20 protein-coding genes and 2 tRNA genes are annotated in these 26,082 nt (G+C 64.6%); 8 read left to right on the forward strand and 14 right to left on the reverse strand.

What is annotated here, in order from left to right; all coding sequences use genetic code 11:
- Positions 1-9: 9 nt before the first annotated feature.
- Positions 10-471, forward strand: a complete 462-nt coding sequence (locus tag B9Z03_RS18455) for a YbaK/EbsC family protein (protein ID WP_085465549.1) — start codon at positions 10-12, stop codon at positions 469-471.
- Positions 472-515: 44 nt separating this feature from the next.
- Entirely contained in the window at positions 516-947 is a 432-nt protein-coding gene (locus B9Z03_RS18460; RefSeq protein ID WP_085465550.1) for an HIT family protein, read from the forward strand.
- Here the strand turns inward: B9Z03_RS18460 and B9Z03_RS18465 are convergent.
- From B9Z03_RS18465 to B9Z03_RS18475, 3 genes are read right to left on the reverse strand one after another with little or no spacing between them, the layout of a single operon-like run.
- The gene (locus B9Z03_RS18465) at positions 944-1,876 is read right to left on the reverse strand and encodes a phosphatase PAP2 family protein (RefSeq protein WP_085465551.1); all 933 of its coding nucleotides are present in this window, start codon (positions 1,874-1,876) and stop codon (positions 944-946) included. The two genes, B9Z03_RS18460 and B9Z03_RS18465, sit on opposite strands and share 4 nt — an antisense overlap.
- Before the next feature lie 60 nt (positions 1,877-1,936).
- The gene (locus tag B9Z03_RS18470; protein WP_085465552.1) at positions 1,937-2,287 is read right to left on the reverse strand and encodes an AzlD domain-containing protein; all 351 of its coding nucleotides are present in this window, start codon (positions 2,285-2,287) and stop codon (positions 1,937-1,939) included.
- On the reverse strand, positions 2,284-3,027 hold the full coding sequence (locus B9Z03_RS18475; RefSeq protein ID WP_085465553.1) for an AzlC family ABC transporter permease: 744 nt from the start codon (positions 3,025-3,027) through the stop codon (positions 2,284-2,286). The genes B9Z03_RS18470 and B9Z03_RS18475 overlap by 4 nt, the downstream gene beginning before the upstream one ends.
- 74 nt (positions 3,028-3,101) lie before the next feature.
- Here B9Z03_RS18475 and B9Z03_RS18480 point away from each other — a divergent pair, with 74 nt between their 5' ends.
- Positions 3,102-3,890, forward strand: a complete 789-nt coding sequence (locus B9Z03_RS18480; RefSeq protein WP_085467740.1) for a class I SAM-dependent methyltransferase — start codon at positions 3,102-3,104, stop codon at positions 3,888-3,890.
- A gap of 71 nt (positions 3,891-3,961) precedes the next feature.
- Here B9Z03_RS18480 and clpA read toward each other — a convergent pair whose 3' ends face one another.
- The 3 genes from clpA to B9Z03_RS18495 form a co-directional block, all read right to left on the reverse strand.
- Positions 3,962-6,427, reverse strand: a complete 2,466-nt coding sequence (gene clpA, locus B9Z03_RS18485) for an ATP-dependent Clp protease ATP-binding subunit ClpA (RefSeq protein ID WP_085465554.1) — start codon at positions 6,425-6,427, stop codon at positions 3,962-3,964.
- A gap of 56 nt (positions 6,428-6,483) precedes the next feature.
- Positions 6,484-6,834 carry an ATP-dependent Clp protease adapter ClpS gene (gene clpS, locus B9Z03_RS18490; RefSeq protein ID WP_139832322.1) on the reverse strand — a complete coding sequence of 117 codons (351 nt, stop codon included), beginning with the start codon at positions 6,832-6,834 and terminating at the stop codon, positions 6,484-6,486.
- A gap of 344 nt (positions 6,835-7,178) precedes the next feature.
- Positions 7,179-7,877 carry a L,D-transpeptidase gene (locus tag B9Z03_RS18495; protein WP_085465556.1) on the reverse strand — a complete coding sequence of 233 codons (699 nt, stop codon included), beginning with the start codon at positions 7,875-7,877 and terminating at the stop codon, positions 7,179-7,181.
- Between the two features lie 185 nt (positions 7,878-8,062).
- On the opposite strand from B9Z03_RS18495, the gene B9Z03_RS18500 reads away from it, so the two are divergent.
- Complete coding sequence (locus B9Z03_RS18500) at positions 8,063-8,548, forward strand: hypothetical protein (RefSeq protein ID WP_085465557.1); 486 nt, start codon at positions 8,063-8,065, stop codon at positions 8,546-8,548.
- Here the strand turns inward: B9Z03_RS18500 and B9Z03_RS18505 are convergent.
- From B9Z03_RS18505 to B9Z03_RS18520, 4 genes are all read right to left on the reverse strand, one after another.
- Entirely contained in the window at positions 8,538-9,710 is a 1,173-nt protein-coding gene (locus B9Z03_RS18505) for an AI-2E family transporter (RefSeq protein WP_244561776.1), read from the reverse strand. The genes B9Z03_RS18500 and B9Z03_RS18505 overlap by 11 nt on opposite strands.
- 201 nt (positions 9,711-9,911) lie before the next feature.
- The gene (locus B9Z03_RS18510; protein ID WP_244561777.1) at positions 9,912-10,628 is read right to left on the reverse strand and encodes an HXXEE domain-containing protein; all 717 of its coding nucleotides are present in this window, start codon (positions 10,626-10,628) and stop codon (positions 9,912-9,914) included.
- A 98-nt stretch (positions 10,629-10,726) separates the two neighbouring features.
- Positions 10,727-10,800: transfer RNA gene (locus B9Z03_RS18515), tRNA-Gly, on the reverse strand.
- A 23-nt stretch (positions 10,801-10,823) separates the two neighbouring features.
- A tRNA-Tyr gene (locus B9Z03_RS18520) sits at positions 10,824-10,908 on the reverse strand.
- A 180-nt stretch (positions 10,909-11,088) separates the two neighbouring features.
- On the opposite strand from B9Z03_RS18520, the gene B9Z03_RS18525 reads away from it, so the two are divergent.
- Positions 11,089-11,940: a TrmH family RNA methyltransferase gene (locus tag B9Z03_RS18525; protein WP_085465559.1), complete on the forward strand. Its 852-nt coding sequence runs from the start codon at positions 11,089-11,091 to the stop codon at positions 11,938-11,940.
- A gap of 7 nt (positions 11,941-11,947) precedes the next feature.
- On the opposite strand, the gene B9Z03_RS18530 is transcribed toward B9Z03_RS18525, so the two are convergent.
- On the reverse strand, positions 11,948-15,361 hold the full coding sequence (locus B9Z03_RS18530; protein WP_244561922.1) for a YhdP family protein: 3,414 nt from the start codon (positions 15,359-15,361) through the stop codon (positions 11,948-11,950).
- 112 nt (positions 15,362-15,473) lie between these two features.
- Here B9Z03_RS18530 and B9Z03_RS18535 point away from each other — a divergent pair, with 112 nt between their 5' ends.
- Together B9Z03_RS18535 and B9Z03_RS18540 are read left to right on the forward strand one after the other, a co-directional pair.
- A complete protein-coding gene (locus tag B9Z03_RS18535; RefSeq protein ID WP_085467742.1) occupies positions 15,474-15,953 on the forward strand; it encodes a peroxiredoxin in 480 nt (159 codons plus the stop codon).
- Between the two features lie 102 nt (positions 15,954-16,055).
- Positions 16,056-17,297 carry a M23 family metallopeptidase gene (locus B9Z03_RS18540; protein ID WP_085465561.1) on the forward strand — a complete coding sequence of 414 codons (1,242 nt, stop codon included), beginning with the start codon at positions 16,056-16,058 and terminating at the stop codon, positions 17,295-17,297.
- Positions 17,298-17,318: 21 nt separating this feature from the next.
- Here the strand turns inward: B9Z03_RS18540 and prfB are convergent.
- The 3 genes from prfB to B9Z03_RS18555 form a co-directional block, all read right to left on the reverse strand.
- Positions 17,319-18,450, reverse strand: a protein-coding gene (gene prfB, locus B9Z03_RS18545) for a peptide chain release factor 2 (RefSeq protein WP_139832323.1) whose coding sequence is annotated in 2 segments (ribosomal slippage) — positions 17,319-18,383 and positions 18,385-18,450 — 1,131 coding nt in all. Because the reading frame shifts where the segments join, the coding sequence is not laid out codon by codon here.
- Between the two features lie 116 nt (positions 18,451-18,566).
- Complete coding sequence (locus B9Z03_RS18550; RefSeq protein ID WP_085465563.1) at positions 18,567-21,014, reverse strand: penicillin-binding protein 1A; 2,448 nt, start codon at positions 21,012-21,014, stop codon at positions 18,567-18,569.
- 199 nt (positions 21,015-21,213) lie between these two features.
- A complete protein-coding gene (locus tag B9Z03_RS18555) occupies positions 21,214-22,389 on the reverse strand; it encodes an N-acetylmuramoyl-L-alanine amidase (protein ID WP_244561778.1) in 1,176 nt (391 codons plus the stop codon).
- Between the two features lie 723 nt (positions 22,390-23,112).
- Here B9Z03_RS18555 and B9Z03_RS18560 point away from each other — a divergent pair.
- Positions 23,113-25,995, forward strand: a complete 2,883-nt coding sequence (locus B9Z03_RS18560; RefSeq protein WP_085465564.1) for an Rne/Rng family ribonuclease — start codon at positions 23,113-23,115, stop codon at positions 25,993-25,995.
- Positions 25,996-26,082 lie beyond the last annotated feature (87 nt).

The raw sequence follows: 26,082 nt of genomic DNA on the forward strand, positions 1-26,082 counted from the left end.
CAGTCGGATATGTCTCTCGAATCCGTCCGCGCCTTCTTCCAGGCGAACGCACCCGACATCGATGTCATCGTCACGGAAGCAAGTTCCGCGACCGTGACGCTCGCCGCACAGGCGCACGGGGTCGAGCCGGCGCAGATCGCCAAGACGATCTGCCTGCGCGTTGGCGACGAAACGCTGCTTCTGGTCACCAGCGGCACCGCGCGTCTAAGCAATCGCAAGTTCAAGGACCGCTTCGGCGGCAAGCCGCGCATGCTCGACGCCGAACAGGTGCTGGAGCTGACGAGCCATCCGGTCGGCGGCGTCTGTCCTTTCGGCGTCGCAAGCCCCCTGCCCGTCTATTGCGACGTCTCTCTCAGGAGCTTCGAGAAGGTCGTGCCGGCGGCCGGCGCCACCAATGCAGCCGTGCGCATCACGCCCGAGCGCATGGCGGCGCTCACCTCGGCCGAATGGGTTGACGTCTGCGGCGAATAGCTGACAAGACAGCACGGATTTTGCTCAACGGGTTGATGAACGAAATGGCTGTCGCCTACGATCCTTCGAACGTCTTCGGAAAAATCCTGCGCGGCGAGCTTCCCGCCCACAAGCTCTATGAGGATGCCGACACGTTCGCCTTCATGGACATCATGCCGCGCGGTGACGGCCATTGCCTGGTGATCCCGAAGGCGCCGTCGCGCAACATCCTCGACGTCTCGGAAGAGAGCCTCGCCGCCGTCGCGCGCACCACGCAGAAGCTCGCCAGGGCCGTCGTGAAGGCCTTCTCGGCCGACGGCGTCACGGTGCAGCAGTTCAACGAGACCGCGGGCGGACAGGTTGTGTTCCACCTCCACGTCCACGTCATCCCCCGCTTCGAGGGCGTCGCCCTCAAGCCGCATACCGGCCAGATGGAAAAGCCCGAAGTGCTGACCGCCAATGCGGACAAAATCCGCGCGGCCCTGAGCGAAATCTAGACCGGCGTCGGGATAGGCTGCGCGGCCTCCGCGACACGGGTCTGCGCGTCGTAGATCCAGAGGCCGAGCGCCCACGAACCGGCCGCGATGGCGGCTCCTGCCAGAACGTCCATCAGATTGTGCCCGCCATGCGCCAGAATGCCCGGCAAAAGCAGCAGGCTTAGAGGCACAAGCAGGAACCGGGCGATCCGGTAGGGCCACAGCGCGAACAGCGACATCAGCGCCATCACCGTGTGAAACGATGGAAAGCCGACCAGGCCCGTCACGCCCATCGCCGAAAGGTCCGTCACTCCGTCCCGGAACAACCGGTTTAGCTCCGCGCCATAGGCCGAGCTGACCACGGGCCGCACGATGCGTTCGACCTCCGGGTCGAGCGTCCAGTAGGCCGCCGCACCGCCCGAAGGCAGCATGGCCCAGCAGAAGATCGTCGCGAGCGACGCGATCACCGTGCCGAGAGCCGCCGCGTGCAGCCGCCGCCGGTCCAGCATGAAGCCGAGCGCGATGAAGGCCGCGAGCAATTGGATGAAGGTCAGCGTGTAGAGCTTCCGGACGACCTCGTTGAAATCCGGATGCTTTGCGAACCAGGCGATGAAAGCCGGCCAGGAATAGCCGAGGAGCGCGTCCATCCGAACCAACGCCGCGTCGACAGGCGCCGTAGGGCGCGGCAGAAGCACGATGTTGAAGAACGCGCCGAAGGCCGAATAGGCGACGAACAGGCCAAGCACATGGGTCGCCAGCGCGATCCGCTCGCTGTCGCGCACCTGGCGGTAGATCTGGCCGATGCCGATCATCAGCGCCGCGAAGCCGACGGAAAACGTAAAGAATCCGGGACCGAAGGCGATGTCTTTCCACCAGGCGAGAAAAAAGCTCGCGACGCCGAGCGCCGCCGTCACCAGAAGGATCGTTCGTTCAGCCGGATGGAATACCAAGATCTGCGTCCTCGCGCCCGCAAGCACAGTAGCCGCATGCGGTTAAATCCCGGTAAGCCGCTAGAGGCCGAACAGGATTCCGGCGATCAGCACCGCCTCGGCCACCACGATGCCAGCGAGCATGTTGTGACGCGCCGCCAGGAAGGCGGTAAAGCCGGCAGCGACAGCCCCGACCCGCAGCGCCGTGGGTGTGTCGGCCAGCGCGCCGCCGGGAAAGACGATCAGATTGGCGATGACGGCGGCCACGAGCGCGGTCGCGATCGTGCGCACCAGTACCATGGCGTCGGAATCCTCCGAGATCCGACCGCCGATGAACACGCCGAGATAGCGCCAGAAATCGGTCGCCAGCCATCCCGCGAGCAGGATGAACAGGTATGGCCACCACCAGGCTTCGCTGCCGAAATAGGTCATGCCTGACGTCGCCTCGCCCAGAGATGATAACCGAAGGCGGCGAGCCCGCCGGTTAGTCCGGCGGCCAGCAGATCGAATCCCGGCACCAGAACATGCGCCACCGGCCCAAGGGCAAGGCCGAGGATCATTGCCACATAACCTGCGCGTTCGCGCGCCGAACCCCACATCGAGGTCAGGAAGTAGATCGGCGTCAGCAAAAGCAATGCCGCGGACGCGATCGGCGGCAGCTGGCCCGCGATCAGGTAGACGACGCCGACCACGACCATGTTGAGCAGGACGAGTGTCGCGCCGAGGCCGCCATACCAGGCGGTGCGCGCGTCGCGCGGCACGTTGCGCAACTTCGCCATCGCCAGCACCCAGGAGGTGACTGCGACGAAATGGGACAGAGCGTAGAGAACCCATTTGCGCGTGCCCGCCGCGCGAATCTCCGGCACCAGGGCGACCACCATCGGCGTCAGCCGCACCGAGGACAGGGCCACCGCGAAGGCGGCGGCCGGCAGTGAGTTCCCCGCCATGATCGCGCCAACGAGCACCACCTTGGCCGGCAGCGCCCAGATCACGGCGACCATGAACACCGCCTCGTAGATGGATAGCCCGGCTTCGCGCGCGAGCCCCGCGAAGCCGACGAAGGCGGAGCAGAGGATCAGTCCCGGCAGCGAAAAAGATGTTCGCACGCCGCGCCAGAACCAGGCGGTGCGATCGACCCGCTCCCCCGGCGGGATATCTCCGTGATCGTCCATGATGTCGCCTCTAACACATGCATGAAAGCCGCGCGACGGTGGCTGTCGCAGACGAATCCCGAACGGAGAAGATCATGCATACGGAAGAAGTTGGCCGGCTCTGGGAAGCCAATGCGCGGGCGTGGACGATGCAGGTTCGTGCCGGCTACGACGTCTATCGCGACACGCTCAACACGCCCGCCTTTCTCGACATGCTGCCGCCCGTCCGCGGTCTCCACGGCCTTGACATCGGCTGTGGCGAAGGTGCCAACACGCGGCAGGTCGCGCGTCTCGGCGCCCGCATGACGGCGGTCGACATCGCGCCCACCTTCGTCGCGCATGCCTTGGAGGAAGAGGCACGTGCCCCGCTCGGCATCGACTACCGGGCCGCCGACGCACTTGCCCTGCCCTTCCCCGACGGCAGCTTCGACTTCGCCACTGCGTTCATGTCGATGATGGACGTGGCGCAGCCGGGACAGGCCGTCGCCGAGGCGGCGCGGGTGCTACGTCCGGGCGGGTTCTTCCAGTTCTCCATCCTGCATCCCTGCTTCGTCCCGCCGTCGCGCAAGAACATCCGCGACGAGACGGGGCAGCCCGTGGCGGTTCAGGTCGCGCGCTATTTCGACGGCATCGATGGCGAGATCGAGAGCTGGTATTTCTCGGCCGCCACCGAGGAGGAGCGAAAGGCGTTCGGCCCGTTCCGCATCCCGCGCTTCCATCGCACGCTCGGCCAGTGGGTGGACATGATCGTGGCCGCCGGGCTCATCCTGGAGAAGCTCGGCGAGCCCATGGCCAACGAGGAACTCGCAGCTGCCGAGCCACATGTCGCCGACACGCGGGTGGCGCCGATCTTCCTGCACATGCGCACGCGCAAGCTGGCATAGGCATCCGGCAACTCCCTGAAGCAAAAGGGCCGCCCGAAGGCGGCCCTTTTTCTTTCCACTCGTGCGCAGGCTCACTTGCGCGGGAGCTGCGGCACCATGCTGCGCTTCGGCGGGTCCTGAGGCTTCGCCGCCGCCTTGGCCTTAGGCGCCGCGGCCTTTGCGGCAGGCTTGGCCTTGGCCTTTTTGGCAGCAGCCTTCTTCGGCGCCGGCTCTTCCTTCTTCGGCTTGACCGGAACCTCGTCGGCGACCGCCTCGAGCTTCAGCTTCGAATCGAGGCCGCTGCCGTCAACGGTGATCCGCACCGTGCCGCCCTTCCTGAGCTTGCCGAACAGCACCTCGTCGGCGAGCGGCTTCTTGATGTGCTCCTGGATCACGCGTCCGAGCGGACGCGCACCCATGCGCTCGTCATAGCCCTTGTCGGCGAGCCAGGCGATCGCCTCCGGCGCGAGGTCGAAGGTGACGCCGCGGTCGGCGAGCTGGGCCTCAAGCTGCATGACGAACTTCTGCACCACCTGGTGGATCACCGGCACCGGCAGCGAGCCGAACGGGATGATCGCGTCGAGACGGTTGCGGAATTCCGGCGTGAACAGCTTGTTGATCGCCTCCACGTCGTCGCCCTCACGCTTGGTCGAGCCGAAGCCGATCGCCGCGCGCTGCGCATCCGACGCGCCCGCATTGGTGGTCATGATCAGGATCACGTTGCGGAAGTCGATCTTCTTGCCGTTGTGGTCGGTCAGCTTGCCGTGGTCCATCACCTGCAGCAGGATGTTGAACAGATCCGGATGCGCCTTCTCGATCTCGTCGAGGAGAAGGACGCAATGCGGATGCTGGTCGACGCCGTCGGTGAGCAGACCGCCCTGATCGAAGCCGACATAGCCGGGAGGCGCGCCGATCAGGCGGCTGACCGTGTGGCGCTCCATATATTCCGACATGTCGAAGCGCAGCAGTTCGACGCCGAGCGAGGCGGCCAGTTGCTTCGCCACCTCGGTCTTGCCGACGCCCGTCGGGCCCGAGAACAGGTAGGAGCCGATCGGCTTCTCCGGTTCGCGCAGGCCGGCCCGCGCCAGCTTGATCGACGAGGCAAGCGCGGTGATCGCCGTCTCCTGCCCGTAGACCACGCGCTTCAGCTCTTCCTCGAGATTGGCCAGCACCTTCTCGTCGTCGGCCGAAACCGTCTTCGGCGGGATGCGCGCCATCGTCGCGATCGTGTGCTCGATCTCCTTGATGGTGATCGTCTTCTTGCGCTTGCCTTCCGGCAGAAGCATCTGCGAGGCGCCGGTCTCGTCGATCACGTCGATCGCCTTGTCCGGCAGCTTGCGGTCGGAAATATAGCGCGCCGAGAGTTCCACCGCGGCCTTGATGGCCTCGCTGGTGTATTTCACCTTGTGGAAGTCCTCGTAATACGGCTTCAGCCCCTTCATGATCTCGATCGCGTCCTCGAGCGACGGCTCGTTGACGTCGATCTTCTGGAAGCGGCGGACCAGCGCCCTGTCCTTCTCGAAGAATTGGCGGAACTCCTTATAGGTGGTCGAGCCGATGCAGCGGATCGAGCCTGAGGAGAGCGCCGGCTTGAGCAGGTTCGACGCGTCCATCGCGCCGCCCGACGTTGCGCCGGCGCCGATCACGGTGTGGATTTCGTCGATGAACAGGATCGCGCCCGGATATTCTTCGAGCTCCTTGACGACCTGTTTCAGCCGCTCTTCGAAGTCGCCGCGATAGCGCGTACCCGCGAGCAGCGTGCCCATGTCGAGCGCGAAGATCGTGGCGTTGAGCAACACACCCGGCACGTCGCCCTCGACGATACGCTTCGCCAGGCCTTCGGCGATCGCCGTCTTGCCCACGCCCGGATCGCCCACATAGAGCGGGTTGTTCTTCGAACGGCGGCAAAGAATCTGGATCGTGCGGTTGATCTCGTTCATCCGGCCGATCAGCGGATCGATCTTGCCGACCTTTGCCTTCTGGTTGAGGTTGACGCAGTAGGCGCTCAGCGCGTCCTGCTGCTTCTTGCCCTTGCCGTTCTCGTCTTGCTGCTCGCCGTTGCGCTCGTTCGCCTGGTCCTCCTCGGCGCCGCGCGGCGTGCGCGATTCCGAGGCGCCGGGCCGCTTGGCGATGCCGTGCGAGATGTAGTTGACCGCGTCGTAGCGGGTCATCTGCTGTTCCTGCAGGAAATAGGCGGCATGGCTCTCGCGCTCGGCGAAGATCGCGACGAGCACGTTGGCGCCGGAGACCTCCTCACGGCCGGAGGACTGGACATGGATCACCGCGCGCTGGATGACGCGCTGGAAGCCCGCAGTCGGCTTGGAGTCCTCGTCATAGCCGGTGATCAGGTTGTCGAGCTCCTTGTCGACATAGCCGACCACGGTCTTGCGGAGTTCATCCAGGTCGACATTGCACGCCCGCATCACGGCGGCCGCGTCGGTGTCATCGATCAACGCCAGGAGCAGGTGCTCCAGCGTCGCATATTCGTGATGGCGCTCGTTGGCGAAAGTCAGCGCCTGATGAAGCGCCCGCTCGAGGCTTTGTGAGAAAGCCGGCATTCAGTACCTCGCTCTTTCTCCGTCCTGGCGCGGTGGGAGGTCCGCGCTGACGGACTTCATTTCTTCTCCATCACGCACTGCAAAGGATGCTGATGCTGACGGGCAAAATCCATGACTTGCGTCACTTTGGTCTCGGCGACCTCGAATGTATAGACCCCACACTCGCCGACTCCGTGATTGTGAACATGGAGCATGATGCGGGTGGCGGCCTCCCGGTCCTTCTGGAAGAACCGTTCGAGGATATGCACGACGAACTCCATCGGGGTGTAGTCGTCGTTCAGAATGAGCACGCGGTAGAGGCTGGGCTTCTTCGTCTTCGGCTTGGTGCGCGTGATGACGGCAGTCCCTCGTCCTGGGTTGCCCTTGTCGCCTTCACCTGCCTGCATGCGCCGTTTCTGCAACCGCATTGGCGCCCCGCCTGTCGTCACCTGTGCCCACCTAACCCTTCGCGCCCGGACTCGAACACGAATGTAGGTGTTCGGATGGTGATTTTAAGACGTTCCGACGCGCTGACAATATGCCCGGTCGGTCAGGTCGGGGGAAAGTAGGGGATCGCGATAGATGTAGCCGCGCTGGCTTCCTGGCACACGCGGTCGGCAGCAGGTCGAAGCGGAAAAGGACCCGGCGCCGGGCAAGGATGGGAGGATCAGTTCATCCCAGCGGCCATTTCACTAAACCGCTACAATAGTCGGCCGAGCCGGATCGGCGGCATTCGACCAGAATCCAGCGCAGCGAAGCGGCCTGACGGACGTCAGGCCACCACGACGGTCGATTTCGGCGGGACGCGGTTGTAGAGGTCGATGACGTCCTGGTTGATCATGCGGATGCAGCCTGACGACATGTTCTGGCCGATCGACCACCATTCCGGCGAACCGTGGATGCGATAGCCGGTGTCGTTGCCGTCCTTGAACAGGTAGAGCGCACGTGCGCCGAGCGGATTGTCCGGGCCGCCGGGCTGACCGCTACGCCACTTCTCAAGCTCGGGCTTGCGCGCGATCATCTCCGACGGCGGCGTCCAGACAGGCCACTGCTTCTTGTACTGCACCACCGCCCTGCCCGACCATTCGAAGCCGGCCTTGCCGATGCCGACGCCGTAGCGCAGCGCATCGCCGCCCTCCTGGACGACATAGAGGTGATGCTCGGCCAGCTTCACCACGATGGTGCCCGGCGCCTCGCCGGTCGGGTCCGGGACGATCTGGCGCTGGAACTCCCGCGGCACCTTGGCATAGGGAATCGCCGGCAGCGAAAAAGGCCCTTCCTGGACCGAAGCGTACATCAGGTCAGGATCGGTGATGCCCTTGTCGACGCTGATCTTCGGACGGATGGAGCCGGTGGTCGTCGTGTCGAGCCCGAGGTCCGGCATTTCCAGGCTGGTCGAACATCCGCCCAGCGCGACGCCGCCCATCGCAAGAACGAACCCCCTGCGCGTCAACTCAACCCGATCACCCATGACACACCCACTCCAAACAATGGGCGATTCTTATCTCGATCATGGTTCACAAATGGATAACGGCCCCAGCATCGGCCGCAGTCGCAAGGTCCGGTGGTCATGCCTGTCGTCCGGGCGGTTGATCGCACGGCGCGGCGATGGTTCACACTCCAGCCAACGCACCTCGATTCGACCGCAGGATGGCCATGGGAAAGACACTGACGAGCTTCGCGCTGATAGCGCTTCTGACGGCGATCCTGATGGCCTTGTCGCTCTATCTTGCACAGAAGGCCTATCCGTTCGGTCCGATCGGCGTCGGCCGCCTCGAATCGCTCGCGAATTCAGCCAGCTTCATCCCCTTGGCTGCACTCTACTTTTTCTCAGCGGCGCTGCTGATGATCCTGCCGCTCCGCGCGGCGAGCTTCGTGCTGCTGAATGCAACGGACCGACTGTTCTTCACCGTGGTCGCGCTGTTTGCCACCATCGTCGGTTGTCTGCTGGCGCGCACTGCGTTCGGCATGCCGCGTGCGCTGTGGCAGCTGTGGGACTGGCAGTTCATCTTCGTTCCGGCGATCGTGGTGAGCCACCTCCTTCTCGACGAGGTGCGGCGCAACGTGCTCCTGCGCGGGCTTGGCCTCGTGATCTTCGTCGCCGCGACGCTCGCCTGCCTGTTCTGGTCGTTCAGGTTCTGACCTGCGCGGGCCGCTCCTCCAAGTCGGGCGCCGGGGTGACGTCCAGCGCCGGCCGCGCGGCGGCGGCGGTCACCTCCAGCTCGTGGATCCATTCGCGCCAGATCGCGACCAGCAGGGCCATGAGCACCGGGCCGACGAAGAGGCCGAGGAAACCCATCGTTTTCACACCGCCGACCAGACCAAAGATCGTGGGCAGGAACGGCAGCTTGATCGGTCCGCCGACCAGCTTTGGCCGGATCGTCTTGTCGACGACGAACAGTTCTATCGTGCCCCAGGCGAACAGCGCGATGCCGGCGAAAGGCGATCCGCTCGCCGCGAGATAGATCGAGACCAGCGTCATCGACAGCGGCGCGCCGCCGGGTATGAGCGCCATGACGCCGGTGATGACGCCGAGCGTCACGGGAGACGGCACTCCGGCGATGTAGTAGGCGACGCCGAGCACGATGCCTTCGCCGAAGGCGATGATGGTCATGCCGGTCACGGTGGAGCTGATGGTGGCGGGCACCACGCGCGAGATGCGGTCCCAGCGCCCTGGCAGCACGCGTTCGCCGATAAGGTCGACCTGACCCAGGAAGCGCGTACCGTCGCGATAGACGAAAAACAGCGCAATCAGCATGAACAGAAGGGTCAGGAAGAGCGAGAAGGCGCTGCCGCCGGCTGCGACGACGGTCAGGTAGATGTTGCGGATATTCGATCCGCTGACGAGTTGCACGACCTCGCCGAAACCGCCTGGATGACCGAAATAGTGCATCCACTGCTCGGCAAGAAATTCACCGACCCAGGGCAGCGTCGCGATCCAGTCCGGCGTCACCGCGCCCGTCCTGTTCGCCGCGACCACCCAGGATACCCATTCCTGCGTCTCGGCCACCGCATAGCGCGCCACCAGCGCGATCGGCGCGATGAGGAAGGCCAGGATCAGCAGCAGCGCAAGCGTCGCCGCGACCGACCGGTTCTCGCCGGAAAACCGTAGCAGCCGCCGATAGAGCGGCCAGGTCGCGAAGGCGATGACGAGTGCGGCGAGCACCGGCACAACGAAGCCGTGGAAGAAGTAGGCGCCGGCGAGCACGATGAGCACCAGCAGCCAGCGGGCCGCCGTCAGCGGCGGCACAACGGCGGGCCGCGCGGTTCGCATCGGTCCGAACAAGGGGATCTGGTTCTGCATACGCTCTCCCGGCAGCGGCGGCATAGTTGGCACGGTCATCGCCTGCAGCCCGCAAGATTCCAGCAGTAGCGCCGGATTTTTGCATCATCATGTCGGCTGGAACCGCTCGGTTCAACTCCTTACCACCGAAAGGCAAAGCCAAAGATGAAGCGGCTCATCCGCGGACAGATGGCGGAATAGGATTCGGTCGCCGACGAAAATTTATGGAGATCGACCGGCAGGTCGCAGCGACCGGCGTGCCATGACGATTCCCGAGACGAGGATCAGGAATGCTGGATTGATGATTTGAACGGCAAGCAAGGTGTACATGCCGAGCTTGCCGTCCAGATAGGCTCTGAGCGACAGGAACAGCACCGCGTGCACGATCACGCCGCCCAAGAGCATCGCCGCGATCGCGGGGACGCCAAGTCCAGGGCGCCGTAACGCGACCCACATCGCCCACAGCGAGAGCGGCAGGAAAAGCAGGACCGAGGTGAGCAGGCCGGGATTGTAGCCACCGCCCGTGATCGCGGGAGCGATGTGCACGATCGCATTGGCGGCCAGAACGCCGAAATAGCCGAAAGCGATTGCGGGCCACCGCCGCCCCAGAAGGGCGCAGACCGGACCGGCGATCCATACCACCGGAATATTCACCGCCGTGATGAAGGATTCGGGAATGCGGCATTCGGCGACGTCGGCGAAACCGAAGGTGGCGCACAGCGCGCCACGAAACGCGTAATGCACACCCTGCGCGTCGATGCCATGCTCTTCGAACTGATGCAGCATGTAGGCGGCGGTGGCCGCCCATGTCAGCCAGACGATGTCCCTCGTTCGCGGGACGGACCGGTCACCGCGAAGATCGCCCCGGATCAGGCCGAACAGCAGGATCAGCGTCAGGCCGAGCCCGATCCACGGCCAGAGATGCGAGAATGGTACCATCGCAAGACGATAGATGGTGGCTTACTGATGTCAATTATCCGGCGTCCCTGGCTCAGATAATGGATGCGAAAGCAAGGCTAGACGATTGGAAATCAATCTGGAGCGGGTACCGGGAATCGAACCCGGGTATTCAGCTTGGAAGGCTGCTGCTCTACCATTGAGCTACACCCGCAACGTCGACGACACCTCGTGCAGTGGTGGAGGGGGTTGGATTCGAACCAACGTAGGCTGAGCCAACGGATTTACAGTCCGTCCCCTTTAACCACTCGGGCACCCCTCCTGAACTGCGACGGGGTCGAGCGACGAGCGAACTTCGCTACCGCCTGTGCGGCCCGAAATCAGCGAGGGGCCTTATGGCGGCAAGGCCCCGCACTGTCAACACGCCCGCGTTGGAAAAGGGCAACGAAATGACGCCTCCGCCCGCATAGGCAAGTTCGGGTCCGCAGGCTATAAGCCGCGCATGAGCAAGCCCGAAAAGCCGCGCACGGCGAAAGACACGCATTACGCCAAGCTGCGCCGTGCCCACCGCGACGAAAAGGCCGGCGGCCCGCGACCCTTCAGGCCACGCCAGCCGGTCAAGCCGGGCGATCCGCCGTCTGACGGGCTGGTGCGGCTCTACGGCCTGCACACGGTGCGCGCAGCGATCGACAATCCCCGCCGCAAGATTGCCAGGATGCTCGCCACGCGCAACGCGCTCGAGCGGATGGACATCGCCGACCCGACGTCCCTGCCCTTCCCTGTCGAGATCGTCGAGCCGCGCGACATCGACAGAATCACCGGCAGCGATGCGGTGCACCAAGGCGCGCTGGTCGAGGCGCAGCCGCTGGAGCCCAAGGCACTGGCGGAACTTGCCGACACACCGCTGGTGGTCGTGCTCGACCAGGTGACGGATCCGCACAATGTCGGCGCGGTGATCCGCTCAGCGGTCGCATTCGGCGCCGGCGCGCTGATCGTCACGGCCCGCCACAGCCCGCAGGAGTCAGGGGTGCTGGCAAAGGCCGCCTCCGGGGCCCTCGAGCATCTGGACCTCATCGAGGTGCGGAACCTGGCCGAAGCGCTGAACGAGCTTCACGAGGCCGGCTTCCGCACGATCGGACTTGATTCGGAAGGCCCTTCGACCTTCGAGGACACGCTCTCGGGCGACCGGATCGCGTTGGTGCTCGGCGCCGAAGGCAAGGGCCTGCGCCAGAAGACGCGCGAGACGGTGACCGCGCTGGCGCGGCTCGACATGCCCGGCCCCATCCACTCGCTCAACGTCTCCAATGCCGCCGCGGTATCGCTTTACGCCGCTGGGAGGCATCTCAGGCGCTAGAGCCGCGTCAGTTGAACTCGAAGATCGAGCGGAAGATGCCCGGCGCGATCACCGAGATCGGATTGACCTGCACTTGGGGCGACTTGGTGCTGCCGGCCACCTTGTAGGTGATGCCGATCAGGCCGCGGTCGCGGCCATTGCCGAGAATCTGGCCGAGCAGCGGGATCTCCCCGAACAACCTGTTGAGGCCATAGGCGGGCATGAACGTCCCGGTGATCGACATGTTGCCCTTGGCATCGTAGAGCGCGCCCTGGAATGTCGAACCGATCGTCGGCCCGCGCAGCACGCCATTGTCGATGTTCAGATATCCCTTGCCCTTCTCGATCTGTGCGAAGCCGCGCTCGAAGCCGACGCGGGACGTGTCGATCTGTCCTTTGACCGCTTCGTTGAGGGTCCGCGAATCTGCTGTCGGCCGGCTCGCGACGATCGAGCGGAGCCGCGGTTCGTCGACCAGCGTGAAGTTGCGAGCGTCGATCTGGCCACGCAGTGCAGAATCTCCCTGCGCACCGAGCGCCATGGTGATCTTTCCGCCCTCCATATAGGGGTAGATGTCGAGGAACCTCAGCACCGCGCCCGCATTTCCGGATTCCACCTTGACCGAGCGCTGTCCGGACTCGGTGCGGTCAGACGCGGTGAACGAGTCTCCCGTGCCTGTCGTCCCGGACGCATCCAAAGAGAGAATCCGCGAACCCGAGCCGCGATACGCGACCTTGACGTTGGTCATGGCCTCGTTCTGGAAGCCCGCCACATAGGCGACGTCGGCGTCGAGCGTCACCTGGACGGAATCCTTACCCCCTCCGCCGCCTCCGCTTCCGGCAGCCTCCAGGCTCTGCTTGATCAGCGAACGGGCGTCGAAGACGTTGCCCCGTATCGTCACTGCATAGCCGTTGCCGTCGCGCTTGATGTCGACCGAGATATCGTCGTTGCGGTTCAGCTTCACCTGCTGGAAACGCGCGCGCGACAGACCCGACGAGGTGACCGTTGCCGACCCCGCGAGCGAAAAGGACTGGCCCGACAGCTCGATGTCGGAAATCCGCGTCTCCCCGCCGACGGTGTCGTAGCCGAAGGAGAGCTTGGCAGGGATGCCGGGGCCCTTCGACCATCCCGCCCATGGAACGCTGACGCGCGCGTCGGCCAGATCCGCAACGATCCGTCGCGCGGCCCCCTCGCCCGACATTTTCACGTTCACCGGACCGTCCAGAAGCGATTCCAGGCCGGGGGCAACCGCGTTGCGCGTCTTGGCGTCCATGACGAGCGTGATGTCGCGCTTACGCGCCTCGCCGCTGCCGCCGAGCGGTTCGGAAATGTCGAGCGTTGCGGTCATCCCGTTCAGTTTCGCATTTGCCTTGATCTCCGCCACGGTCGGCACGACCTCGATCGTCCCGGATGCGTCGCTGACATTCTGGCCCTCGAAAGGCTTCGCGATCGAAAGTCCGGTATAGGACAGCTTCACCGCCCAACCGAGATTGGACATGTCGGTTTCGGCCTGGAGCGGTATGCGCGCCTCGACATTGCCGCTGACCTGGCCGGAGAGGTCTTCCGGCGCGATCGGAAGGTGGCGCATGGCATCGATCGGTTTGTAGCTCGCAAGCTCAGCCACCGCGTCGGCCGAGCCGGCAATATCGATGTCAAGCTGCCCGATGACCGGAGGCAGTTCGGCACGCCGGATGACGAAAGTGCCGTTGCTCGCGGCAACAGTCCGCCCCGTCGACAGGAAGACGGTTCCGGACGAGAGCCGCACGTCGACATCGGTGCCCTGGAAGCTGATTGATCCGACCCCGTCGCGGACCGGCGGGATCTGGCCGGTCACGTCGAAGCGGGTGCCCGACACCTCGAAATAGCCGGATATCTCGTCCCGCGACAGCGGCGTGCCGTTGCCGAGGCGGCCGGGCGCGACCGACATCGAGAGGCGTGAATTCTTGACCGTGCCGCCGAACAGCTTCTCGTTCGCCCATCTGTGCGCGCCATAAGCGGCGAACCAGGGCCATATCTGCTTGATGTTGCTGACCGTCATTTCGGGCACGGACAGCGCGAGGTCGATTCCCGGCGAGCGCCCTTCGACAAAGGAGATGATCGCGGTTCCCATGACCTGGCCGCTCGACGTGCGCACACCGATGTCGCGAGCGGTCAGCCGCCGGGTCGTGGGGTCGAATGTGCCAGCAATCCGCGCCAGAATCGGCAGGTCGGGTTCGCTCGATCCTTCGGGCGCGAGAAGGGAGCCGTCGCTGACCAGTTCGTAGCGATAATGGGCGGCCTCACCTTCAAGTGCTGGCGCCGGCCCGACGGCGCCGTGCGCCTTGAAACGCGAACGTCCGGCCAGCAACTCCGCGCGCTCGATCTCGATCTTCTGCGCATCCGGCTGGAAGGACGCGGCGATGCTGGCCGAGCCGCGGATGGAATCGCCGCTCGCGAACACGATATCCGCATCGTCGAGCGTCGCATCGACCCGCAACTGTCCCCTGTCCCCCTCCGCCTCGCTGCCCGCAATATCGATGCGCGCAGCGCCGCCGACGCGCATGATCGCAGTCTTGGGATCTCCCTTCAGACTTTCGGGGTCCCGCTCGAATTCCGTCCGGTCGAAGGCAAGCGACGTTGTGAACGCGACCGGCCTCAGGCCTTTCCCGTCGCGATCCGCGGTTCCTTCGAGCCGGAACGATCGACCGGCCCAGCTCGCCACCGCATCGAAGGCAATCGCGCCCGACAAGCCGCGCTCGATCTTGGCTTGTTCAAGGTGGAGTGTCCCGCCAGGCATGCCTGCGGGCAGCAGGATCTCGACATTGGTGAAATCCAGCCTGCGCGTCGCCCCCGCGTCGAAGGCTTCGAACGTGCGATGAACGGCTGAAAAAGCCGCCTTCATGACCAGCCCCGGATCGATCAGCCCGTCGGGGCCGGTCAGAGATGCCAGCGTCGCGTTGGGCCCCTCGCCTGGAGGAAGGGCGGAAAGGCTGATACGCGCGTCCTCTATGCCGGCGCTTCCAAGCCTGACCTGTCCGGTCAGCAGCGGCAGGAAACGGAGGCCGAAACGCAGCGATCCTGCCTCGACAAGGTTCGCTCCGCCGCTGCCGCGGCTGATCCGGACGTCGTCGACCTGGAATGCGATGAAGCGGGACGCGTCGACCGACAGGTGCGGATCGCCCATCGCCGCGTCGACGTCGAACCCGGCCATTCGTGTCAGGGCCGCTTCGGCCTCGATCCGGATCCTCTCCCCGCCGATGCCGGGGATGCCGAAAAGGAAGACGGCCGCGGGCACGGCGAGCGCAACGAGCAGGATCGCGGCGAAGCCCCAGGCGAGGATGGGCACAATCCTGAAGCCCATCTTCGGCTCGGGAACGAGACGCTCCTGCGCGGACGCCGACGGCAGTTCGCTCAACCGGGCGATCTCGTGGCGGCGAAACCGTATCTTCTCGTGCTTCGGGGTCACCTGCTCCAACGAGTCATCCGGTCGGCTTCGAGACTGTCACGGACATGGACGAATCCTCTACGATCATTATATGCGCGAAACCCGGCCGATAATCATCAACAAGGGCGCAGTTATGGCTGATCTGACCGAAGGCGGCATCCCCCCGGACTTCGAGCTTCCGAAGGCGGGAGGCGGCACGGGATCCCTCGCGGAACACGCCGGCAGGCCGCTTGTCCTTTACTTCTTCTGCAAGGACGGTGGCGATGCCTGCGTCAACGAGGCGAAGGACTTCTCACGGCTCAAGCGCGAATTCGACGGCATCGGCGTGGATGTGGTCGGCATTTCGCCGGATGGCGCAAAGTCCAAGGAACGCTTTCGCGCCAAGCACGACGTCACGGTCGACCTGCTTTCCGACGAGACCCGGCAGACGGCCGAGGACTATGGTGTGTGGAAAGAAAAGAGCATGTACGGGCGGACCTACATGGGCGTCGAGCGCACGACGTTCCTGATCGATCCGGAGGGCAGGATCGCAAGGATCTGGCCAAAGGTCCGCGTCGCCGGCCATGCGGAGGAAGTTCTCGACGCGGCCAGGGCATTGGGCAGGGCCGAATAGCGCTGGCTGCCGAAAATCCAGGCAAATCCGCCCATTGGGAAAACTTTGTTAACCCTAACAATGTGTAATCGCGCTCATCTCCAGGCGAGAAGAGTGAACCCGGTGAGCCAGTCCCGTCAGTCTGCAATATTCGGCAAGCGCAAGGAGCCGCACACCGTCATCATCGCCAGAGGCGATCAGATCCGCCACTTCACCGTCCGCCCGTGGATCGCCGCTGTGGCGGGATCCGCGCTCGCGGCGGTAGCGGTCGGATATCTCCTGGCGACATCCTATCTCGTCCTGCGCGACGACCTGATCGGTGCGACCGTTGCGCGGCAGGCGCGCATGCAGCAGGCCTACGAGGACCGCATATCCTCCCTGCGCGCCCAGGTCGACCGCATCACCAGCCGTCAGCTTCTGGACCAGCAGATGATGGAGGAGAAGGTCGGCGAACTGATTTCCCGCCAGCAGGAATTGGCTGCGCGCCAGGCCAAGATCGGACCGCTGCTCGACAGCGCGGCAGACCTGAAGACCTCTTCCGACGAGACCATTCCGACGCCCGCACCGCGGCCGGACGTCCGTGCCGGCCTCGATGCAACGACCCATTCCACGCTGGCAGGCTTCCTGCCCGACCTGCGCGCCGGAAGCGCGAATCTTTCGGCCGCCGACAATGCCGATCGCCTGTTCGTCTCCATCAACCAGTCGCTGCGCTCCATCGAGGCCGATCAGATGGATCGCCTGAAATCGATGACCGAAAAGGCCTACCGGACGGCCGACGCCATCTCCAACGCGCTGGAGGGCGCCGGCCTTTCGATTGCCAAGGGCTACGGCACGAGTTCAGTCGGCGGTCCGCTTGTCCCGCTCGACCAGAGCATGCAGTTCGACGCGGTGGTCGACGAACTTGACGAGGCCCTCACGGCGCTGGACACCGTCAAGGAGAAGGCGCGCCAGCTGCCGATATCGAATCCGGCGCCCGGCAAGCAGGTGTCCAGCACCTTTGGTGTCCGCAAGGATCCCCTTCTAGGAACCCCTGCCCTGCACGCCGGAATGGACTTTCGCGCGACGACGGGCTCGAGCGTGCGCGCCTCGGGAGCCGGCACCGTGGTCACCGCCGGCTGGAATGGGGGCTACGGGCGGATGGTTGAGATAGACCATGGCAAGGGCCTTACGACCCGCTACGCCCATATGAGCAAGATACTCGTCGCCGTCGGCGACAAGATCGAGGCCGGAGACATCGTGGGGCGGGTCGGCAGCACAGGCCGTTCCACCGGCCCGCATCTGCACTATGAGGTCCGCCGCGACGGCAAGCCACTCAATCCTCTGACATTCATCAAGGCCGGCAAGGCGATCGCCGGCCTGATTTGACGTTCTCCGACGGAGACGGAACTACTCGATATCAGCGACGGTCTCGCCGGGGCTGCCCGAGATCTTCTGAGCCAGCGAGGCTTCCATGAACTCGTCGATATCGCCGTCGAGCACATCCGAGGGACTGGTGCTTTCCGCACCAGTCCGCAGATCCTTCACGAGCTGGTAGGGCTGCAGGACATACGAACGGATCTGGTGCCCCCAACCAATATCCGACTTGGAAGCTTCGGACGCATTGGCCACAGCCTCGCGCTTCTTCAACTCTTCCTCGTAAAGGCGGGAGCGCAGCATCTCCCAGGCCTTAGCCTTGTTCTTGTGCTGCGAACGCTCGGCCTGGCAGGCGACCGCGATGCCGGTTGCGATATGCGTGATGCGCACTGCCGAATCGGTCGTGTTGACGTGCTGACCGCCGGAGCCCGACGCGCGATAGGTGTCGATCCGGACATCCGCTTCGGTCACCTGGATATCGATCGAATCGTCGATCACCGGATAGACCCAGACGCTGGCGAACGAGGTGTGCCGCCGTGCGTTCGAATCGTAGGGGCTGATGCGGACAAGGCGATGGACGCCCGATTCCGTCTTCAGCCAGCCATAGGCGTTATGCCCCTTGATGAGCACGGTCGCAGACTTGATGCCGGCCTCTTCGCCGTCATGATCCTCAAGGAACTCGACCTTGAAACCGCGCCGCTCCGCCCAGCGCGTATACATGCGCAGCAGCATCGACGCCCAGTCCTGGCTTTCGGTGCCGCCGGCGCCGGCGTGAATCTCGAGATAGGTGTCGTTGGCGTCGGCCTCGCCGGACAGCATCGTTTCGATCTGGCGCGCGCGTACCTCGCCAGACATCGCCTGGATCGACGCTTCCGCCTCCTCGATTACGGCCTCGTCGCCCTCTTCCTCGCCCATCTTGATCAGCTCGATATTGTCCTCGAGCTTGCTGGTGAGTTCGCGGACGGCACGGATGCCGTCATCCAGCCCCTGGCGCTCGCGCATCAGGGCCTGGGCTTCCGCCGGATTGTTCCAGAGTTCGCCGTCCTCGGCGCGGTTGTTCAGGTAATCGAGCCTCTTGACTGCCTGATCCCAGTCAAAGATGCCTCCTCAGCAGGCTTATGGCCTGCCTGATTTCGTCGACTCGTTTCTCGGTTTCTGCGCGCATGCGCTGGTCTTTTCCTGCAAGGGGCCAGAGGGGAAATTGAATCGGCGCGGACCATAGGGATGGTCCGCGCCGGTGTAAAGGGAAGTCGCCGTGCGAAGATGCGCGGCTCGAACCTGTCAGTAGAGACCGCCGCCGCCGGTCTGGATCGCGCGGTTCGCCGATGGCGAAATCTCCTCCGCGGAGCCCGCCGCCATGTCGGAGCCGATCACCCAATAGGTATCGGCCGGGCCAGTGCCGGGCTTGAAGGCTTCGATAATAGCGCCGGGATCGCCCTTGCCGGCGCGCATGCCGGTCTTGCGGTTGACCGCGATGAGCTTCATGCCCTCCGGCACACGGAAGTCGACCGGACGCTTGTCCTTGAGAACGACCTGCATGAACTCCTTGAAGATCGGCGCAGCGAGCCCGCCGCCCGTGGAACCCTTGCCCATCGGAACGGGATTGTCGTAGCCCATGAACACACCCACCACGAGGTCCGGCGTGAAGCCGACGAACCAGGCATCCTTTTCGTCGTTGGTCGTTCCCGTCTTGCCGGCGATCGGATGGCCGAGGTCGGACAGGATCACGGCCGTGCCGCGCTTGACGACGCCTTCCATCATGGAGGTGATCTGGTAGGCGGTCATCGGATCGAGCACCTGCTCTGAATTGTCGACGATTTCCGGCTCCGGCTGATCCTGCCAGCTCGTCGCGACGCAGCCCTCGCAGGAACGCGTATCGTGCTTGAAGACCGACTTGCCGTAGCGGTCCTGGATGCGGTCGATCAGCGACGGTTTCACTTCCTTGCCGCCATTGGCGATGATCGCATAGGCCGTGACCATGCGCATGACCGTCGTCTCGCCCGCGCCCAGCGCCATCGGCAGATAGGGCGCCAGACTGTCGTAGATGCCGAACCGCTCCGCATATTCGACGACGAGCTTCATGCCCATGTCATTGGCAAGGCGGACTGTCATCAGGTTTCTGGAGCGCTCGATGCCGGCTCGCAGCGTCGAAGGCCCGGCGGACTCGCCGCCATAGTTCTTCGGCTCCCAGACCTGGTCGCCCTGGCGGATCGTGATCGGCGCGTCGAGCACGACGGAGGCCGGCGTGTAGCCGTTGTCCAGCGCCGCCGCATAGACGAACGGCTTGAACGAGGAGCCGGGCTGGCGCATCGCCTGCGTCGCACGGTTGAATTCGGACGATGCAAAGGAGAATCCGCCGGCCATGGCGAGCACGCGACCTGTATGCGGGTCCATGGCGACGAGCGCGCCTTCAACCGCCGGCCGCTGCCGCAGGATCCAGTTGCCCTTCGCCTGATCCTTCTCGACATAGACGACGTCGCCCGGCACCAGGACATCCGCGGGCGACTTCGCCTTCACGCGCTGGCCGCTCACGACATGACGCATCGCCCAGCCCATGTCCTCGACGGACAGGCTGATCTCCTCGCGCTCCTTCGACAGGTCACCCGACACTTCGCGGCCCGGCTGCAGTCCCAGCCGGAGGCCCGACGAATCGGACTCCAACACTACCGCCAGCCGCCATTCCGGCACGTCGTAGAGCGCCTTGATCTCGCCCAGCGGCACGCCCCAGTCGGCGCCGAGCTCGATCTTCTTCTCCGGACCGCGATAGCCGCGCAGCGTATCAAACTTGATCAGGCCGTTGTGCAGCGCCTGGCGCGCCTCGACCTGCATCTTCGGGTCGATGGTCGCACGCACCGACAGGCCGCCCTCGTAGAGCGCGGTCTCGCCGTAGCGGGCGATGATCTCGCGGCGTACTTCCTCGGTGAAATACTCGCCGGCGAAGAGATAGGTGCCGTTGCGGCGCGGCTTGACGTCCAGGCCGGTGGCCTTCGCCTTCTCGCCCTCTTCCTTCGACACGTAGCCGTTCTCGACCATCTGGTCGATCACCCAGTTGCGGCGCTCGATGGCGCGGTCCGTGTGGCGGAACGGGTGGTAGTTGGACGGCCCCTTCGGCAAGGCCGCGAGATAGGCCGATTCAGCGACGGTCAGTTCGTTCACCGACTTGTCGAAGTAGGTGAGCGCAGCGCCCGCGATGCCGTAGGCGTTCAGGCCGAAGAAGATCTCGTTGAGATAGAGTTCGAAGATGCGGTCCTTCGAATAGGCCTGCTCGATGCGGAACGAGAGGATCATCTCTCTGATCTTACGGTCGTAGCTCTGCGTCGAATCGAGCAGGAAGTTTTTGGCGACCTGCTGCGTGATGGTCGACGCGCCGACCGGACGGCGGCCGGAGCCGGCGTTCTTGATGTTGGTAACGACCGCGCGGAACAGGCCGGTCACGTCGACGCCAGGATGCTGATAGAAATTCTTGTCCTCGGCCGAGAGAAAGGCCGCCTTGACCCGATCTGGAACCGCCTGGATCGGCAGATAGAGCCGCCGCTCCCGCGCGAACTCCGCCATCAGGGCGCCGTCGGACGCGTGTACGCGGGTGGTGACCGGCGGCTCGTAGTTGGCCAGCACCTCGTAGTCGGGAAGGTCCTTCGTCACCTGCGACAGGTACACTGCAACGCCACCGGCGACGAGCAGCGCCAGAGCAACGCCGATGCCGAAGAAATATCCGATCAGGCGAATCATGCTCGCTCCAGTTTCGATCCGGTCTTACGCAAGTCCGGCGACATCGTTCCCGCAGGCGCCCGGCCCGCCTGCACCACGCCATGTCGCCTCCATGTGCGCGCCATGTGTGGAAATTGCGGCAAGGTCCAGCCCGCAATGCAGGAACAACGACTTATTGGCACCGCTGTGCCGTTCCTGCAACGCGGAACGAACCGTCGCGTCATCCTCCGGCTCCTGCCCGGTCGCCCGCGAAAGCACCGATCGCGCCGCAGATGCTGCCGATCGCCTTCTTGCGCCACTCCGGATCCTTGAGCCGCATCTCGTCTCCGGCGTCGGAAAGATAGCCGAGTTCGACAAGCACCGATGGGACGTCGGGGGCGCGCAGGACCCGGAAACCGGCCGAGCGATGCGGGTTCTTGATCATCTCGATCTGCGTCGACAGTTCCCCAACCAGCGTGCGCGCAAATCTGAGCGAGAACGAATGGGTCTCGCGCCGCACCAGATCGGTCAGGATGTCCGCTACGTCGCGGTTCTCATCCGAGACCGCTATCCCTGCTACCTGATCGGCTAGGTTTTCGCGTTCCGCAAGCGCGCGCGCATCCTCGTCGGAGGCCCGGTCGGACACGGTGTAGACCGTCGCGCCGTTCACCCCCTGCGCGCGGATCGTATCCGCGTGGATAGAGATGAACAGGTCGGCCGCCGCCTGCCGTGCGATCCGCACACGCTCGTCGAGACGCAGGAACTCGTCCTTCTCGCGGGTCATGACGATGCTGTAGCGGCCTTCCTGCTCGAGTTTCTGCTTCAGTTCCATCGCGAAGGCGAGCGTGATGTCCTTCTCGACGGTGCCCGTCAGGCCCGCGGCCCCGCCGTCGATGCCGCCATGGCCGGCGTCGAGCGCGATGGTGAAGCGCTTCGGAGCGGCTGTCTCTTCCGGCTTTCCCAAGGGGTCGCTTTTCGGCACCTCGGTGGATCCGGTCTTGTCGGCCTGGAGAAGCAGGGCCTGCTCGAATTCCTGCTCGCTCGCGGCCACAAGGTCCACGACGAGCCTGTATCCTTCCGAGGTCTCGTTCTTGAGCACGTCGAACGCTTCGACCTTGAACGGCCCCTTCCCGCCGACAATCATACGGGAGCGGCCGGCATCGAGATGGCCGTACCTTACCTCCCGCACCAGACCGCGCGGCTTCACCGAATCCGGCTCGATCACGAAGGCCGCCTCCGGCAGGTCGATCACGAGACGATGCGGCGATCGCAGAAGGAACCACCGCACGAGCGGCTCACGGTCGAAATGCACCAGCAGCCGGACGCGCGTGGCGTCACCCGCCATTGTGAACTGCGTCGCCCGCAGGAGATCGCCGGCCTTTTCCTCGGCGGAAGCTGAGACGCAGGAGAAGGACACGCACGCGAGAATCGTAAGAACGCACGCCAGCAAGCGTCCGAAACCCTTCGATAGCCACGAAAGACGGCCTTGCAGACTGGACAAACGCGCTTCCCCTGTTTTCGGCCGGGCGGCCTGCCTACATGACTGTTGCGTCCAAACGTTCGTTAATGATTGGTAGCGGCATTTGGTTAACCAAGCATTGCCGGAGGCCTTTGCGGGAAACCGTCGCGGGCATCGCTTTGCCGGCGTGGAAATCAGGGTTGCCATCGCACCTGCCAGACCATAAAAGCAACCATGGGTCACTTCAATGCCCGGAGCCGCGCGGCGGCGTTGCCAGCATTCCCTCACCATGCAGGCCACGAAGATCGCGACCGATGCTCCGACAGCGGCAGAAGAGACTTCCTTGAATTTCTTCAAGGTGTTTCGGGATATTCGGAACCCTTTGCGTGAGGAAAGCGGCCGAAGCCTCGGTTTCGCGCCGGCTCTGTATGAGCAAAAATGAGCTGGTCCGGCATGCCCGGGCCTTGGTTGAAACGGAGCTGCCGGGCCAGGCAATGTTTGCAGGCGCCATCACGAAACTCTCAGGACCTTCCCGCGCCACTTTGGCCGCGGACGTCGGAGTTTCGGCGCCGATAGGCCCGAACGCGGACTTCCCATTGTCCGGCACGACCCCAGACCGCCCCTCGCAGCGCCTGCTGCGGCGTTTGGCGCGGCTCCCGGCTGCCGGGGAGATAAACATACATGCCCAACAACAAAATGCTGATAGACGCCTCCCACCCGGAGGAAACGCGGGTCGTTGTCACCCGCGGTAATCGTATCGAAGAATTCGATTTCGAATCGAGAGACAAGAAGCAGCTTCGCGGCAACATCTATCTTGCCCGCGTCACGCGGGTGGAGCCGTCGCTTCAGGCGGCCTTCGTCGAATATGGCGGCAACCGTCACGGGTTCCTCGCCTTCAGCGAAATCCATCCCGACTACTACCAGATTCCCCTGGCCGACCGGCAGGCGCTGCTGAAGGCGGATGCCGAGGATGCGGAAGCCGACGAGGCCGAGGAGGAGGACAAGAAGTCCCGCCGTCGGCGCGGCGGCAAGAACCGCGGCCGCAACAGCGACCAGAGCCGGCGCGATTCGGCGACCTCTGCCAAGTCGTCCGACGACGAAGCCGAGGCCGAGGCGACGGAGGCGACCGAGTCGGAAGATGCCTCGCCCACGGCTTTCGCCGAGACTGAAACGGCGGACGACACGGCAGTCTTTTCCGAAGAGCACTCCGCCGACGAACCCGCTGCTTCGTCAGATGAGCCGGAAGACGGCAAGACGATGCTCGCCGAGATCGAATCCGACGTGGTTTCCGAAAGCGTCGAGGAAGCCGCCCGCAACAACGAGGGCGAATCGGGCGGCGGCGATATCGAGGAAGTGTCCAGCTCCGGCGGTGGCGAGGACGACGTAGAGTCGGTCGGCGCCGAAGACGCGCTCGAGGAACTGCCGAGCCGTGCACCGCGCCGGCCCAACCGGCGCCAGTACAAGATCCAGGAAGTCATCAAGCGCCGGCAGATCCTGCTGGTGCAGGTCGTCAAGGAGGAGCGCGGCAACAAGGGTGCGGCGCTGACCACCTATCTGTCGCTGGCTGGTCGTTACTCGGTGCTGATGCCGAACACGGCACGCGGCGGCGGCATCTCCCGCAAGATCACCTCCGCGGTCGACCGCAAGCGCCTCAAGGACTTGGTCGAGGATCTGGAAGTGCCGCAGGGCATGGGCGTCATCCTGCGCACGGCCGGCGCCAACCGCACCAAGGCCGAGATCAAGCGCGACTACGAATATCTGATGCGCATGTGGGAGACCGTCCGCACGCTGACGCTGCAGTCGACCGCCCCTGCCCTCGTCTACGAAGAAGGCTCGCTGATCAAGCGCTCGGTGCGCGACCTCTACAACAAGGACATCGAGGAGATCCTGGTTGCCGGTGACGACGGCTACCGCGAGGCCAAGGATTTCATGCGGATGCTGATGCCGAGCCATGCCAAGGTGGTTCAGCCCTATCGCGATCCGATCCCGATCTTTGCCCGCAACGGCATCGAGGCGCAGCTCGACCGGATGCTGCAGCCGCAGGTGACGCTGAAGTCGGGCGGCTACATTATCATCAACCAGACTGAGGCACTCGTCTCGATCGACGTCAACTCGGGACGCTCTACCAAGGAGCACTCGATCGAGGAGACGGCGCTCCACACCAACCTGGAAGCCGCCGAGGAAGTCGCGCGCCAGCTCAGGCTGCGCGACCTTGCGGGCCTGATCGTCATCGACTTCATCGACATGGAGGAGAACCGCAACAACCGTGCGGTGGAGAAGCGGCTCAAGGATCATCTGAAGAACGACCGTGCGCGCATCCAGGTCGGCCGGATCTCGCATTTCGGCCTGCTGGAGATGTCGCGCCAGCGTATCCGCGCCAGCGTGCTCGAATCGACCATGAAGCCCTGCCCGCATTGCGGCGGCACCGGTCACATCCGGTCGGATTCGTCGGTCGCGCTGCATGTCGTGCGCGCCATCGAGGAGTTCCTCATCAAGGACGCGCGCAATCACATTACGGTGCGCACGCCGGCCGCGACCGCGCTCTACGTGCTCAACCACAAGCGCCGCAACCTGACCGAGCTCGAGGAGCGTTTCGGCCTGACGATCTCGATCGAGGCGGACGAGACGCTTGGCAACCAGCTCTACGCGATCACCCGCGGCGCGCCGGTTGAGCGCCCCGTGGTCACAACCATCACGGAACTGCCGATCACCGGTCCGGTCGAAGAAGAAGACGTCGACGTCGACATTGAGGAGATCGAGGACGAGGAAGTCGCCAGCGAGGAGACGGAGGAACGCCGTCCGCAGCAGTCGCATGGCGAACGCCATGAGGGCGATGGTGAGGATGGCGGGCGCCGCAAGCGCCGTCGCCGTCGTCGTCGTCGCGGCGGCCGCGATCGTGACGGCGCCGAGCAGGGCTCGCATCCGGCCGAACAGTCGGCATCGGATGACGCAGTGTCGGACGACGCTACTGTCGAGGAGGTCGAAGACGAAGGCGGCGAGGAGACCGAAGCTCCCGAGAGCGAGGCCGTAGCAGCTGACGACAGTTCGAGGAAGCGGCGGCGCGGCAAGCGCGGCGGACGCCGCAACCGCCGCGACGAATCCGACACCGCCAGCGAAGACGCCGCAACCGAGACCACGACCGAGTTCGCCGAGGAAGAAGGCTTTGTCGCGGCTCCTCCTGTGGAGGAAGCGCAGCCCGAGGCGACCGCTCCGGCGGCCGAGGCCGAACCGGAAGTGGTGGAGGCTGTCGAGGCGCCAGTGAAGAAACCGCGCCGCGCACCGCGCAAGACGAAGGCTGCCTTGGCCGCGGAGGCTGCAGCCGCGGCGGAGGCCGAGGTTGCGGCCGCCGCTCCGGCAGTCGCCGAGCCGGAAGCAATCGTCGTCAGCGAGCCGACGGCGGCTCCGGCGGCGGAGGAGCAGCCGGCTCGTCCGTCCCGGCGGCGTCCAGGCGCAACCGACATTGACGCGCCGGTCGTGCCGAAGGTGAGCTCGAACGTCACGGAAGACGGCACCGAAGAGAAACCCAAGCGCGCCGGCTGGTGGCAGCGGAAGAGCTTCTTCTGATCGCAGATCCTGTTTGAAAGCCCGCGCGGTCATCCGGCCGCGCGGGCTTTTCTTTGCGCGTCTCGGAGCAATAGGCAGTCTAAGCCG

The sequence above is a fragment of the Mesorhizobium australicum genome (assembly GCF_900177325.1).
Classification (GTDB): Bacteria; Pseudomonadota; Alphaproteobacteria; order Rhizobiales; family Rhizobiaceae; genus Mesorhizobium_A; species Mesorhizobium_A australicum_A.